Source organism: Ensifer sp. M14, assembly GCF_003355565.1.
Taxonomy (GTDB): Bacteria; Pseudomonadota; Alphaproteobacteria; order Rhizobiales; family Rhizobiaceae; genus Ensifer.
Map to the genome: position 1 here is coordinate 641,221 of NZ_QJNR01000014.1, position 13,231 is coordinate 654,451.

The following is a 13,231-nucleotide window of genomic DNA, read 5'->3' on the forward strand; positions in this document are numbered from 1 at the left end:
TCTCCCCTCAGTGCTCGTTGTGTCCGTTGAGGTGTTCGATGAAGGCGATGGTGCTTGAAAAACCCGGAACGCCATTGGTTTTGAAGGAACTTGCCGATCCACAACCTGGCCCTTGCGAGATCCGGTTGCGCGTCGAGGCATGTGCCGTGTGCCGCACCGACTTGCACGTGATTGACGGCGAGCTGGATCGTCCCAAACTTCCGCTTGTCCCCGGCCACGAGATTGTGGGGATTGTTGAGGCTGTTGGTCCTGGCGTGGCACAGTCTCGGCTTGGGTGCCGTGTCGGAGTTCCTTGGCTCGGTTACACCTGCGGGGCTTGCTGCTATTGTCGTTCCGGTTCGGAAAACCTCTGCGATGCACCGCTCTTTACGGGCTTCACGCGCGATGGCGGGTTTGCCACTCATGTTATCGCCGACGAACGTTTTTCCTTCGACCTCGATCATGCAGCCGATCCCGTGGCGATGGCGCCACTACTTTGTGCCGGCCTCATTGGGTGGCGGGCCTTGAAAAAGGCTGGAGCCGGAAAGCGTATCGGCCTCTATGGCTTCGGCGCAGCAGCCCACATCATCGCACAGATCTGTGTCTGGCAGGGGCGTGAGGTTTACGCATTCACTCGGCCGGATGACCTTCGAGCTCAGCACTTTGCAATCAGTCTCGGTGCGGCATGGGCAGGAGGCTCGAACCAGGCGCCAGCCGACTTTCTGGACGCAGCCATCATCTTCGCGCCGGCTGGCGAGTTGATTCCGACAGCATTGCGGGCGGTGCGAAAGGGCGGGCGCGTGGTGTGTGGGGGCATCCACATGAGCGACATTCCTTCAATGCCCTATTCGATCCTATGGCAGGAGCGTGAGATTGTATCAGTTGCAAACTTGACACGCGCGGATGCGTGGGAGTTCTTCCCGCTTGCAAGAGAGGTCGGCGTCAAGACGCATACAGTGATCTACCCCTTGGAGAAGGCGAACCAGGCCCTGGACGATCTGCGCTGCGGCCGGTTGAACGGTGCAGCCGTTCTTGTCCCGTAAAGTGTCGCGCCGCGAGCTCCAGGGGTCCGTTTTAAGCGTTTTAACATCTTGTTTTTGCACATGCTGCCATCGCAATTCCGCTGCACGCTCCACACTTTTGCGCGACAGGCTTTGGGCCGGAGCCGCGTGCGATCTGTCGCGACCGATATGACGGACCCGGACAGAGAATAAAAAGGCTGGCATTTCGGCAAATGCGCCGAGCTGGATGCGCGATAGCGGTTTGACGGGCTTCCGGCGTGTACCAGGCGCCGCGCAGATCAATAGGATGGACCTACCATGCGATTCTCCAACCGGTCGGAGGCAGGCAAACAGCTGGCGATAGCCCTTAAACACTACCGCGAACTGAACGTGGTCGTACTCGCTCTCGCACGTGGCGGTGTTCCTGTCGGTGCAGAAGTCGCAAACGCTCTCGATGCGCCGCTCGAGGTGCTTTTGGTGCGCAAGATCGGCGTCCCCTGGCAGCCGGAAGTGGCAATGGGCGCCGTCGTCGACGGTGCCAGGCCGATTGTCGTGCGTGACGAGGCAGTCGCCGGACTGGCTGGTATTTCCGAGGCTGCATTCGAAACGCTTTGCCAACGGGAACTCGTCGAGATCGAGCGTCGCCGTCGGCGCTATTTTTCCGGGTGCGTTCCCCTTCCGATTGCAGGACGTATCGCTATCGTCGTCGATGATGGGATCGCAACCGGTTCCAGCATGCGGGCGGCTGTCCACGGCATCAGACAACGTCAGCCATTGAAGATCGTCGTTGCTGTGCCGGTCGCTTCACCACAGGCGATTTCGAACCTGCAAGCCGAGGTTGACGAGGTCGTTTGCCTCTATATGCCGCCGGCAATGGGCGCGGTCGGCTACTACTACGACGAGTTTGCTCAAGTGAGCGACGACGACGTTGTTCGTTTGCTCGCCGCGTTCCAGAAGTGAAAATCGCCGGCGCTCCTTTTCGCCTCTTCGGCGGCCGATCACTTGGTGTCGTTCCCGTCCAGTCGATTGTGGACGTCGTCGACGTGGAGCAGCATGCCGTTCAGGTACACGTCTTCACCAAAGATCGGTCGATTGATTGAGTCAGGGAGTCTACGTGCGGGTCGCAGGGGCCCGGCGCTGGACAGACGTTTCATCGATTGCGTCAGGCTCAGTGACTTGCTGGAGCAAGGCGTAGAGATTGCCAACCTCATTGGGATCCGGGAAAGCAGGGGTGTCGGGAAGGTTGTTTCCCGCACAAGCCGTTGCTGGTCGAGGCCGCCCGCACAGCCCCTCACTCGCGACAGCGCGATTGGGCGCGCGCTCGCGAGTGGCTGTGCTGGCGCCGAACAACACCACTCGGCTGGACACGACATCGCAGCGCCGTCAGCCCGCCTCGAACGGGACCGAGCGCTCATTCGATCAACACTCAGGATCATGTGAGCGTATTGCAATCGGATTGGGGACGCAATTCTTGTGAGGGGCCAAGAGCTCGGCTTGCTGCTGGCTGACCGTCAACTGGTACCATCGTAGGTGCAAAAAAAGCCGGGATGATTTTCATCATCCCGGCCAGTTGGCTCACTGGGAGGAGAGGTCTTCTTTGGAGGATCAGGCTTTCTTGCGGTTCTTCTGTCGATAGACGTCGATGACGACGGCGGCGACGATGATCAGGCCCTTGACGATTTCCTGATAGTAGGCGTCCACCCTGAGGAAAGTGAAACCTGATGTCATGACGCCGAGGATGATCGTGCCGATGACCGTGCCGGTGATGCGGCCGACGCCACCGGTCAGCGACGTGCCGCCGATGACGGTCGCAGCGATCGCGTCGAGTTCGTACATGACGCCCATGCCGGCCTGTGCGGTCTGGGCACGGGCCGCGGTGACGACGCCGGCAAGGCCCGCCAGCATGCCGGCAATGGCGTAGACCTTGATCAGATGCGCCTCGACATTGATGCCCGAGACGCGGGCCGCCTGAACGTTGGCGCCGATTGCATAGGTGAACTTGCCGTAGCGGGTGTAGCGCAGCGCAATGTGGAAGATGATCGCCACGACCAGGAACACGATCACGGGCCAGATGCCGGTGCCGATGAAATTGAACTGCTCGGTGAGGCCTGAAACCGGCTGGCCCTTGGTGTACCACTTGGAGATGCCGCGCGCCGAAACCATCATGCCGAGCGTGGCGATGAAGGGCGGGATCTTGGTTCTGGCGATCAGCTGGCCGTTGATGAGGCCGGCAATCAGACCGACACCGATGCCAAGCCCGATCGGGACGATCGCGGGCAGGTCCGTCAGCGACGGATAGAGCGCACGTGGCCAGGTGGAGGCCTGCGCTACACTTGCCGAAAACATGGCGGTCATGCCGACGACGGAGCCGGATGAGAGATCGATGCCGCCGGTGATGATGACCTGGGTCACGCCGACGGCGATGATGCCGATCACGGCGACCTGCAGGATCATGATCGTCAGGCGCTGCGGGTTCAACAGGAAGCTCTGTCCGACGAAGATCCAGCCCAGGATTTCATAGACGAGCGCGATGCCGATCAGCACCAGGAAGATGCTGAATTCGGGCGGCATCCGGCGCTTGGCAGCCGGAATGGCCGAGCCGGTGCCTTGTGCGGCGACGTTGGTTTCCATTGTTCGTTCCTCCCTGTGGTCCGTTCGGTTCGCGCTAGCTGGCGGCGAGTTCCATGACCTTGATCTGGGTTGCCTCGGCACGGTCGAGGATGCCGGTGACGCGGCCTTCATGCATGACCATGATGCGATCGCTCATGCCGAGCACCTCCGGCATTTCCGAAGAAATCATGATGACGGCGACACCGTTTCGAGCGAGTTCGGTGACGAGGCGGTGGATCTCGGCTTTGGCCCCGACATCGATGCCGCGCGTCGGCTCGTCGAGAATGAGAATGCGCGGGTTGGTGAGCAGCCAGCGACCGATCAGCACCTTCTGCTGATTGCCGCCGGAGAGGTTCTCAATCCGCTCCTGCAGATTGGGCGTCTTGACCCGAAGTTTGCGGCTCATCTCTTCGCAGGCAGCGGTGATGTCCTTCTCCGCCACGAAGCCGCCCTTGACGAAGCGGTCCTGCAACACGGCGATCTGCATGTTTTCGAGCACGTCGAGGATCAGCAGACAGCCGGTATCCTTGCGGTCTTCCGTCAAGAAGGCCATGCGGTTGCGGATGGCGGTGTTGGGACTGTCGATCGAAACCGTCTTGCCGTCGATGGCAATCGTGCCCGAACTTGTCGGGGTGACGCCGAACAGCGTCTCGGCGACATTCGAGCGGCCGGAGCCGACCAGGCCGGCAATGCCCAGGATCTCACCGGCTCGCACGTCGAAGGAGACGTCGCGGAAGACGCCGTCGAGCGTCAGGTTCTTGACCGAAAGTATGACGTCGCCGATTGGCACCTCTTCCTTCGGGAACATCTGGGTGATTTCGCGGCCGACCATCATGCGGATGATATCGTCGCGGGTGACGTCGCTCGAGGCGTGGGTGCCGATGTACTTGCCGTCACGGAAGACCGAGAATTCGTCGGCAATCTCGAAGAGTTCATTCATCTTGTGGGTGATGTAGACAATGCCGATGCCCTGCGAGCGCAGATCGCGGATGATCTCGAACAGGTGCGCGACTTCGCGCTCCGTCAAGGCCGAGGTCGGCTCGTCCATGATCAGCACATCGGATTCGTAGGAGACCGCCTTGGCGATCTCGACCATCTGGCGGTTGGCAACCGAGAGGTGGCGGACTTCGATCTCGGGATCGAGCTTGATGTTCAGACGATCGAACAGCCGGGCAGTGATGCGGCGCATTTCGCCATGATCGACGAAGCCGAAGCGGTTCTTCGGCTCGCGCCGGATCCAGATATTCTCGGCAACCGTCATGAACGGCATCAGGTTCAGTTCCTGATGGATCATGGCGATACCGTTTTCCAGCGCGTCGAGCGGCGACTTCAGTCGGATGTCGACACCCTTCAACTGCACCTCGCCCTTGTCGGGCGTATAGATGCCGGCAAGGATCTTCATCAGCGTCGATTTGCCGGCGCCATTTTCGCCCATCAGCGCATGGACAGTGCCGCGCTTCAGCCGGAAGGACACGTCGTCGAGTGCGACGACACCTGGAAATTCCTTGCGAATGCCTTCGACATTGAGAAGGTATTCGGCGTTGGGTACCGCGCCGCTGGCGCGCACGGCGGCCATCGTTGTCGGACTGAGCGTCATTGTCATTGCCTCCCCGTCAATTCCGGCTTTCGCGGAAAAGTCCTCGCAGCTGGTGGGTCAACCAGCCATATTCCTCGCAGGCGCCAGTCTACAGGATCAGCGCAACTGCCGCGGGACTGTTTTTGAATGAGAGCGCGGGGATATCCCGCGCTCTCGATGCAACGGATCAGTTCTTCGCCTGATAGCTGGCCATGTTGTCCTTGGTGACGAGCTCGAAGGGGATGTAGACTTTCTTCTCGATGGCTTCGCCCTTGGCGAGCTTGAGGGCTGCGTCAACCGAGCCCTTGCCCTGGCCGGCGGCATTCTGGAACACGGTCACGTCGAGGTCGCCGGCAGCCATGGCAGCAAGCGCGTCCTGGGTCGCATCGATGCCACCGATGACGACGCTGTCCATCGAGCGGCCAGCAGCTTTGAGCGCCTGGATCGCGCCGATCGCCATCTCGTCGTTGTTGGAAATCACGGCGTCAAACTCGAGGCCGGCGGAAAGCCAGTTGGTCACAAGGTCAGAGCCCTGCGTGCGCGACCAGTTGGCGGTCTGTTCTTCGACGATCTCGATGCCTTTGCAGGCTTCGGTCGCCAGCACATCATGGATGTCCTTGGTGCGCATGCGGGCAGCCTGGTTGGAAAGCTCGCCCATCATGACCACGGCCTTGCCCTTGCCGCCGAGCATCTTGCAGATTTCCTGGGTCTGCAGCGTGCCGGATTCCTGTTCGTTCGACGCGACGAAGGCCTGCTTTTCCGGCAGGGTGTCGACGTTGACAGGTTCGCGGTTGACGTAAACGAGCGGAATACCAGCGTCGGCGGCGATCTTCGACATTGCAGCGGTCGCATCGGTATCAACCGGGTTGACGATGATTGCGGTGACGCCGGCTGCGATGAAGTTCTGGATCTGGCTCTGCTGCTTCGAAACGTCGTTCTGTGCGTCTTCGATCTGCAGGTCGACGCCACTGAGCGTTTTTGCGTAGTCGGACATGCCGTTGCGCAGAACCGTCAGGAAGTTGTCGTCGAATTGCGCCATGGAGACGCCGATGGTCTCGGCATGTGCCGCCGTCGACATCATCACGGCCATGGCTGTACCCAGCAGGAACTTTTTCATTGTCTTTCTCCTCCACATTCGGTGCCCGGCTACACCTTCTCCAGCCGGAAACGCTGACCACATCGGGTTGCGCCCATCCCTGATCGGAAGCGGTACTCCCGCCACGCTCCAATCAAAACGGAATAAAAGAACCAGTGATTTGCAATTACGGAATATGTATTCCATTTTATGCAGGCGCCGTCAAGGGTGTCTTTCGGCGCCTCGCTTCGTTTTCCAGTGACCGATCGCTGTCGATGGTCAGAGCCCTGCTTCTATGTAATCCATGCTGGCCTTGAGGTGTGCGGCTGGATCGACAAGTGCCTGGACTTCATCGGCAAAGGGCTCGAACGAGAACGGGCCGGCGTAGCCCGCAGCCCGCAGCCGACGGAGCTGTCCGACATTGTCGAGGGTGTCGTTTTCGTCGACCAGAACGCGATGCGAGTCGCGAAGATCTACGATCGCCGCATCGCGGTCGGTAACGCCGGAGATATGCACGAGGCCGGTCATCTCAGGGTAGATTGCCGGTTCGCCAGCGAGATGGTGGTGGAAGGTATCGTGCACGACGCGGAACGTAGCGTCGCCACCGATTGCCTTTATACCGTCAACAGCTTCTGTTTTGGAGCGAAGCGAGCAGATCGCGAAGCCGAGAGGCTCGACAAGGCCAATGATGCCGGCGGCATCGAGCATCGGCTTCAGTGCGACAAGCGCTTGCTTAAAGTTGGATTGGCGCTCGCCGTCCGCCTGGCCGCTACCGTCATTGACAGGCACCAGAACGAGCGCCTTTGCGCCGCAATCCTTGACATAGGAGATCAGGTGGGCGGCTTCGGCCGCACGGGTTTCGTTCCATTCGTTGAAGCGCTGCAGGGCGTTGATTGAGATGATCGTTACGCCGTGACGTCGCGCAAGTGCAGCCACGTCTGCTGCGGGCGGTCCGTCGAGAATGGCGTTGCCGGTCAGATCGTTGCGGATTTCGACGGACGTCATGCCGAGCGAGCGCGCAAGGGCAAAAAAGGCGTCGAGCGGCAGAGCGGGCGTGGTCATGTGGTTGAGTGCGAAGGGTAGGGTGGTCACGGGAATGTCTCCTCCAAGTCCGGTTTGTTACTAGCAATAAATGGAACGTTCATTCCATTTATTGCTAGCGTTACAAAATGCCAATGGCTAGGAGGTGGCGAGCAAACGCGCCGTCAAAGCACTTGCATCGCTGCAAGATTGTCGCTCGTCAATGATGGGATTCAATCAACTTCATAGCAGTTGCGCCGGCATCCCGTGTTCGCGATCAATCAGGCTTGGTCTTGCGCCCATCGCCCTTCGGAGCAACAAAGCTCCCGTCAAACGGCGATCACGTTGAAAGTTCGGTTTGCATTTGCCTTTGCAAGGTGGTTCTTGGCGCAATCCACCGCGATGGCCGAGTGAAAAAATGGACGTGCTCGACAATTCAACGCTTGCCGTGATGCAAGCCCGCCCTTGGCACCCGAAATGGGGAGCAAGGCTCGGAGCGACTTACTTCGTGCACAAGGCTTTTCCCTGGCTGGGCCAGTATTTCGGAGAGGCGCCGCTTCGTTCGACGCTTGCGCCTGGGCTCGACGGTATCGTCTCATGGGGTGGCCGGTTGCCGGCAAAGACTGCAATGCGAATTGCGCGATTGCGCAGGCTACCGCATTGGCATCTCGAGGATGGTTTCCTGCGCTCCGTCGGTCTCGGCAAGGATGGAAGTATTCCGATCTCGATTGTCGTCGATGACAAGGCGCTGCCTGTCGATGCTGGTCGCGCCTCGCGATTGGAATTGCTGGTCCACGATGCGGCTGGCGGCTTTGCGCATGATGTCGGTGCGCCAATCCGTGAGGCGCTGGTTGAGCATAAGCTGTCGAAGTACAACAATCTCCCTCACACCGAGCCCCGGCTCGATCGCTCGACACGGCGCAGGCTCCTGCTGGTCGATCAGGTTTTTGGCGATGTTTCCGTCGCAAAGGCGCTGGGTACGGCTTCCGCCTTTGACAGAATGTTGGACGATGCGATTGGAAGCGGTGCCCAGGTCATCGTTCGAACGCATCCAGACGTGATCGCCGGGCACCGCAAGGGCTATATGACCGAGCGGGCATCGAAATTGCCAGGCGTGACCCTTATGGCCGACAAGGTCTCTGCGGCCGCAATCCTCGCCGTCGTCGACGAAGTGTGGACCGTCTCCAGCCAAATGGGCTTCGACGCGCTTTTGCGGGGGCTTCCCGTCCGTTGTTATGCAACTCCGTTTTATGCGGGTTGGGGGCAGACTGAAGACCGCGTGGAGGATCGGGCGCAAGCGGCGCATGCGAGGCGGGCAACCGCGCGCCCCACAGTCGATCAGCTAACCTTCGCAGCTTTCAGCCTCTACCCCGTCTATCGACATCCAAAGACGTGGGCGGTGCTGGAGCCGCTCCAGGCGATTGACTATCTACTCGAAGAAATCGCAGCAACGAGACGGAATTCCTGATTTGTTGATCACCTCGATTTCTTGATCAGCGAATCCACGGCTCAAGTCATTGATTGTGCGCCATTCCGATTCTTTTGCTCTGTTAAAAGTTGCACGGTTCCGCCTCACGTTCCGTTCTTTTTCCTGAAAGGGGCTGTCCAATCGCCCATTCAGACGGAACTTTCCTTGAACGACCAAAATGTCGACAGAGGGAGCGCGACCATGTTTTCGCCGAAACTGAGTACGCGCTCTCCCATATAGACGACGATGCCGACGAAGGGACGGTTTTTACCTGGGCCTTCATCTCGAAACCATCGCAGATGCTGAAAGTCCTTTGCTTCAACCGCAGTGGATGTCTTCATCTCGAAGCCAACTATCGTTCTGTCTGATTCAGCAATTATGTCTATCTCGCGTCCTCGTTGATGCCTCCAATGATAAAGTCGCCACCGACGCCTCTGGTGGGGGAGGGATTTCCACAATTCGTTGTGAACAAAATTTTCGAAAACGCCGCCAAGCGCTGTGGGATTCGCGCCAATATTGAAGCTCTGGGCGTACATACTCCTCAAGGCGGCGACGATCCCGGTATCCACAAGATGGATTTTTGGTTGGCGGATGTCGCGCCCGGACTCTCCCGATGTCCACGCAGGCAATCGTTGCAAAAGAGAAAGTTTGGTTAGAATATCGAGGTAGGTCTCGGTGGTATTCCTTTGTAAGCTGATGTTCGAGCAGAGTTCGTCTATGTTCAGCTCGTTTCCGACGCGCGTAGCTAGTTGATCGATCATTCGCCTCATGGCGTCCGATTTTCTTATTTTTAAGATGTACGCAACGTCGCGTTCCACGACACTGTCAACGTAGTCTGTGTATCGATTTTGTCTCCAGTGCTCTTCCAGAGTTCGTATCTCGGGAAAACCGCCTGCTACTATCAAGTCGATGTATTGTGCTCGGGACAAGGTTTCTGCTTTAGGCAGGTCTAGCGGATCGGGACGGGCATCCATCGACGCCCAGTCGAGAATTTTTGCAGCGCCCATGCGCTTTGTCTCGGCGACGCTCATTGGAAGCATCGTCATTGTATGGACTCTACCTGCCAACGAGTCCGCCACGTGCGCGGAAATGAAGACGTTGGACGAACCTGTCAGGACGAACTGGCCCATTGCTCGATTTTCGTCCACAATCCTCTTCAATGCCAAGGCCAATTTCGTTGATCGCTGGGCTTCGTCGATAATGAGCGGGCCTACTTTCGTCTCAGCCAGCAGAGCGTCCAGCTGTCCTTTTGGATCAGCCTCGATAGCTGCAAGCACACCCTCGTCATCTAGTGTAATGAATTTTCCGACGCTCAATAGATCGCGTACAAGCGTCGTCTTCCCGACCTGCCGTGGCCCGATGATGTTAACCACTCGCGCTGATGTAAGAGCAGCCTTCAGTTGGGATTGCAGATGACGCGGTAAGAGACTGTCGTCCATGTCACTTCATTTCTCGGCAAAAAGCTATGCGGGGAAAGTTGTAATAGACCTGCGGGGAAAGTGTCAATAGAAAGCCGGGGAAAGTGTCAATAGAGTCGTGGTGAAAATGTAAATAGGCCTTGGGGAAGTGACGAAGCCAAAATCGTTCACCTCAGGTGGTGCTGTTTCCCGACCGTCATTTCCGCCGTGCACACCTTGTCTACGATGCGTTTCGCCGCCCTTGACGACACGGGTGATCGTGCGGTTCGGCGATCGGGATTGTGTTCGCACAGGGAAAGCACCGCTTGCCGTTCTGGTTCTCCTTGCGGCGGCGGTCGATGCGGTCCACCTTCTTGTACTCCGGTTTGATGTGGCCACCGACATACTTCGTCAGATGTTCTCAGGCGTAAAAAGATCAAACGGCAGGAAGGTCTGTCCGGGCGCACCTGTCGGCCCTTTGTCGATCGCCTGTATCATCAGGTTGATCGTCTCTCGCGCCAAGGCTGCGGTCGGCGTCGAGATCGCGAGTGTCACGACGTCGTCGGCAAGTGCCGCACGCGATTCCGGGGTCAGTTCGTTGACGACGACAATCAGCTTGCCTTCGAGCTTTTCCTCGCGGATCGCCGAGATTGCTCCCTCCATGCCGCCGCCGCAGACATAGAAGCCGGTCAGATCCGGGTGGCGTTGCAACAGATTGAGCGTCGCTTCGTGGGTGATCTCGGCGGTATCGAGATTGACCATGGTGTCGAGCACTTCGAAATCCGGGGCGTGCTCGCGGAAATAGGACCGGAAGCCGATCTCGCGCAGTTCATGGCCGAGAAAGCGATGGCTGCCGACGAAGGCTGCGACCTTTCCCGGCTTTTTTGCGGCCTTGGCAATCATCCAGGCGGCGGTCCTGCCGACCTTGTGATTGTTGAGGCCGACATAGCCTTCACGCACGCCTGCGGCAAAATCGGAAAGCAGCGAGAAAACCGGGATCCCGCGCTCCTTCAACTCTTCGACTACGGCTGTCACCGCAGGATAATCCGGCGCCACAAGCGCAATCGCCTGATTGCGGGAGGCCATTGCTCGCAGCTTCTCGGTGATACCTGTTGGCGTTGAGTTGGCGACGAATTCGACCTGGGGCAGGGCGCGGACGGTTGAAAGCGCAAGGGCTGCGTTTTCCATCTCCTTGGCGACAATCTGATAAAAGGCCTGCTGCGGTTTCTGCAGCAGGAAGCCAACACGATATTGCGGCAGATCCTCGAAGACGCGCTGCCGCAGCAGGCCGACCGCGTGATAGCCGATGCCCTTGGCGGCGTCATAGACCCGGCGCGCCGTCTCTTCGCGCACCGGATGACGGCCGTTGAGAACGCGGTCCACGGTGGCAACGCTCACCCCTGCAGCGCGGGCGAGATCGGCGATCGTCGGTCTGTTGCTCATGGGTAGCACCTGAAATGATTCCATCATTCATGAAATGCAAGATCTGATGGCATTTGATAGAATATATCATCACTGCATTGAAGGCTTGCAAAAGTCAACCTATCGTCAATGCCAAGAGACAAGGAGCGGCCCTGATGCGGTCGAACGGCGAGGAGAGAGTGATGACGGTGGTTCCGACAAAGCGTGACTACAGCCTGCTCGGACGGGATGCCCAGGCAGCCGTTGCAAACGGGCTGTCAGCAGCCGAGTGGTACCACACCGACATTCCGCGCAAGCAGATGAAGGAACTGATGAAGCGCGAGGATGGCCCTGCCATTCGCGACACCGCTATCTGGTTCGGCAGCCTCATCCTTTTCGGCGGCCTCGGTGTCTACTTCTGGGGGACCTGGTGGGCCGTGCCCTTCTTTCTCGCTTACGGCGTTCTTTATGGCTCGGCTTCCGACAGCCGCTGGCACGAATGCGGTCACGGTACGGCGTTCAAGACGATGTGGATGAACGACGTCGTCTATCAGGTCGCCTGTTTCATGATCATGCGCAATCCGGTGACCTGGCGCTGGAGCCATACCCGGCACCACACCGATACTGTCATCGTCGGCCGGGACCCGGAAATCGCCGTCATGCGGCCACCCGATCTGCTACGGCTGGTGCTGAATTTCTTCGGCATTCTCGACGTATGGCATGCAGTCGTCGACATGGTGCGCAATGCCTTCGGCGTCGTCAGTGCTGCCGAGAAGACTTTCATCCCCGAAATGGAGCAGTCGAAGGCAATCCGCGTCGCCCGCATCTGGCTTGCGGTCTATCTCGTCACGATCGGCCTGTCCTTCTACCTCGGCTCGATCCTGCCGCTGATGCTGATCGGCCTGCCGCGCCTCTACGGCGCCTGGCACCACGTGCTGACAGGCCTGCTGCAGCATGGTGGGCTTGCCGACAACGTCACCGACCACCGGCTGAACAGCCGCACGGTCTACATGAACCCGATCAGCCGCTTCATCTATTGGAACATGAACTACCACGTCGAACATCACATGTTCCCGATGGTGCCCTATCACGCGCTGCCGCGCCTTCACGCGATGATCAGGCACGATCTGCCAGAACCGAACCCATCCATGTTTCACGGCTATCGCGAGATGATTCCGGCCTTCCTGCGGCAACTAAGGAATGAGGACTATTTCCTGAAGCGTGAACTGCCGCCGACTGCAAAACCCTATCGCGAAGAGTTTCACAGCGATGTCCTGGTGCACGCCGCCGAATAGGTAGACCAGCAAACAACCAACATTGGGAGGAAAACCATGAGCGCCAACTGGATCGAAGTCTGCGCGGCCAATGAGATCGACGAGGAGGACGTCATCCGCTTCGACCATGAGGGACGGACCTTTGCGGTCTACCGCAGTCCGGACGACGAATATTTCGCGACCGATGGTCTCTGCACCCACGAGCATATTCACCTCGCAGACGGCCTGGTGATGGATGACATCATCGAATGTCCGAAACACAACGGTCGCTTCAACTACAAGACCGGCCAGGCCAAGGGCGCGCCCGTCTGCGTCAACCTGAAGACCTATCCGGTCAAGGTCGAGGCGGGCAGCGTTTTCATCGCTGTCGCTTGAGCGGGCGCTGATGGCGGCCGACACGAAAATTGGGAGAGGCACATGAACAGGCCGC

11 protein-coding genes are annotated in these 13,231 nt (G+C 58.8%); 5 read left to right on the forward strand and 6 right to left on the reverse strand.

All coding sequences use genetic code 11. The annotated features are described in order from the left end of the window. Nucleotides 1-38: 38 nt before the first annotated feature. Both BLJAPNOD_RS31470 and BLJAPNOD_RS31475 read left to right on the forward strand, forming a co-directional pair. Entirely contained in the window at nucleotides 39-1,022 is a 984-nt protein-coding gene (locus BLJAPNOD_RS31470; protein ID WP_115422672.1) for a zinc-dependent alcohol dehydrogenase family protein, read from the forward strand. A gap of 276 nt (nucleotides 1,023-1,298) precedes the next feature. Continuing rightward, nucleotides 1,299-1,940 carry a phosphoribosyltransferase gene (locus BLJAPNOD_RS31475; RefSeq protein ID WP_115422673.1) on the forward strand — a complete coding sequence of 214 codons (642 nt, stop codon included), beginning with the start codon at nucleotides 1,299-1,301 and terminating at the stop codon, nucleotides 1,938-1,940. 645 nt (nucleotides 1,941-2,585) lie between these two features. On the opposite strand, the gene BLJAPNOD_RS31485 is transcribed toward BLJAPNOD_RS31475, so the two are convergent. The 4 genes from BLJAPNOD_RS31485 to BLJAPNOD_RS31500 all read right to left on the reverse strand — a co-directional run bounded on the left by BLJAPNOD_RS31485 (nucleotide 2,586) and on the right by BLJAPNOD_RS31500 (nucleotide 7,333). After that, on the reverse strand, nucleotides 2,586-3,611 hold the full coding sequence (locus BLJAPNOD_RS31485) for an ABC transporter permease (protein ID WP_115422675.1): 1,026 nt from the start codon (nucleotides 3,609-3,611) through the stop codon (nucleotides 2,586-2,588). Nucleotides 3,612-3,645: 34 nt separating this feature from the next. Then, complete coding sequence (locus BLJAPNOD_RS31490; RefSeq protein ID WP_115422676.1) at nucleotides 3,646-5,187, reverse strand: sugar ABC transporter ATP-binding protein; 1,542 nt, start codon at nucleotides 5,185-5,187, stop codon at nucleotides 3,646-3,648. A gap of 166 nt (nucleotides 5,188-5,353) precedes the next feature. Further along, nucleotides 5,354-6,283 (reverse strand): sugar ABC transporter substrate-binding protein, encoded by a 930-nt coding sequence (locus tag BLJAPNOD_RS31495; protein ID WP_077505057.1) that lies wholly within the window; start codon nucleotides 6,281-6,283, stop codon nucleotides 5,354-5,356. 237 nt (nucleotides 6,284-6,520) lie between these two features. Beyond that, nucleotides 6,521-7,333, reverse strand: a complete 813-nt coding sequence (locus BLJAPNOD_RS31500) for a TIM barrel protein (protein WP_115422677.1) — start codon at nucleotides 7,331-7,333, stop codon at nucleotides 6,521-6,523. A gap of 346 nt (nucleotides 7,334-7,679) precedes the next feature. Here BLJAPNOD_RS31500 and BLJAPNOD_RS31505 point away from each other — a divergent pair, with 346 nt between their 5' ends. Next, nucleotides 7,680-8,729, forward strand: coding sequence for a capsular biosynthesis protein (locus BLJAPNOD_RS31505; RefSeq protein ID WP_115422678.1), 1,050 nt, complete (start codon nucleotides 7,680-7,682; stop codon nucleotides 8,727-8,729). A 149-nt stretch (nucleotides 8,730-8,878) separates the two neighbouring features. Here the strand turns inward: BLJAPNOD_RS31505 and BLJAPNOD_RS31510 are convergent, their stop codons facing one another. Continuing rightward, on the reverse strand, nucleotides 8,879-10,168 hold the full coding sequence (locus tag BLJAPNOD_RS31510) for an ATP-binding protein (protein WP_115422679.1): 1,290 nt from the start codon (nucleotides 10,166-10,168) through the stop codon (nucleotides 8,879-8,881). 369 nt (nucleotides 10,169-10,537) lie between these two features. Next, nucleotides 10,538-11,569, reverse strand: a complete 1,032-nt coding sequence (locus BLJAPNOD_RS31515; protein WP_115422680.1) for a LacI family DNA-binding transcriptional regulator — start codon at nucleotides 11,567-11,569, stop codon at nucleotides 10,538-10,540. Between the two features lie 161 nt (nucleotides 11,570-11,730). Between BLJAPNOD_RS31515 and BLJAPNOD_RS31520 the strand changes: the two genes are divergently transcribed. Further along, nucleotides 11,731-12,822, forward strand: a complete 1,092-nt coding sequence (locus BLJAPNOD_RS31520) for a fatty acid desaturase family protein (protein WP_115422681.1) — start codon at nucleotides 11,731-11,733, stop codon at nucleotides 12,820-12,822. A gap of 36 nt (nucleotides 12,823-12,858) precedes the next feature. Next, nucleotides 12,859-13,176, forward strand: coding sequence for a MocE family 2Fe-2S type ferredoxin (locus BLJAPNOD_RS31525; protein ID WP_077505063.1), 318 nt, complete (start codon nucleotides 12,859-12,861; stop codon nucleotides 13,174-13,176). Nucleotides 13,177-13,231 lie beyond the last annotated feature (55 nt).

Coding starts and splice junctions, on each gene's coding strand:
- BLJAPNOD_RS31485 (WP_115422675.1), bottom strand. CDS start 3,611: ATGGAAACCAACGTCGCCGCACAAGGCACCGGCTCGGCCATTCCGGCT.
- BLJAPNOD_RS31470 (WP_115422672.1), top strand. CDS start 39: ATGAAGGCGATGGTGCTTGAAAAACCCGGAACGCCATTGGTTTTGAAG.
- BLJAPNOD_RS31515 (WP_115422680.1), bottom strand. CDS start 11,569: ATGAGCAACAGACCGACGATCGCCGATCTCGCCCGCGCTGCAGGGGTG.
- BLJAPNOD_RS31505 (WP_115422678.1), top strand. CDS start 7,680: ATGGACGTGCTCGACAATTCAACGCTTGCCGTGATGCAAGCCCGCCCT.
- BLJAPNOD_RS31495 (WP_077505057.1), bottom strand. CDS start 6,283: ATGAAAAAGTTCCTGCTGGGTACAGCCATGGCCGTGATGATGTCGACG.
- BLJAPNOD_RS31525 (WP_077505063.1), top strand. CDS start 12,859: ATGAGCGCCAACTGGATCGAAGTCTGCGCGGCCAATGAGATCGACGAG.
- BLJAPNOD_RS31490 (WP_115422676.1), bottom strand. CDS start 5,187: ATGACGCTCAGTCCGACAACGATGGCCGCCGTGCGCGCCAGCGGCGCG.
- BLJAPNOD_RS31510 (WP_115422679.1), bottom strand. CDS start 10,168: ATGGACGACAGTCTCTTACCGCGTCATCTGCAATCCCAACTGAAGGCT.
- BLJAPNOD_RS31520 (WP_115422681.1), top strand. CDS start 11,731: ATGACGGTGGTTCCGACAAAGCGTGACTACAGCCTGCTCGGACGGGAT.
- BLJAPNOD_RS31475 (WP_115422673.1), top strand. CDS start 1,299: ATGCGATTCTCCAACCGGTCGGAGGCAGGCAAACAGCTGGCGATAGCC.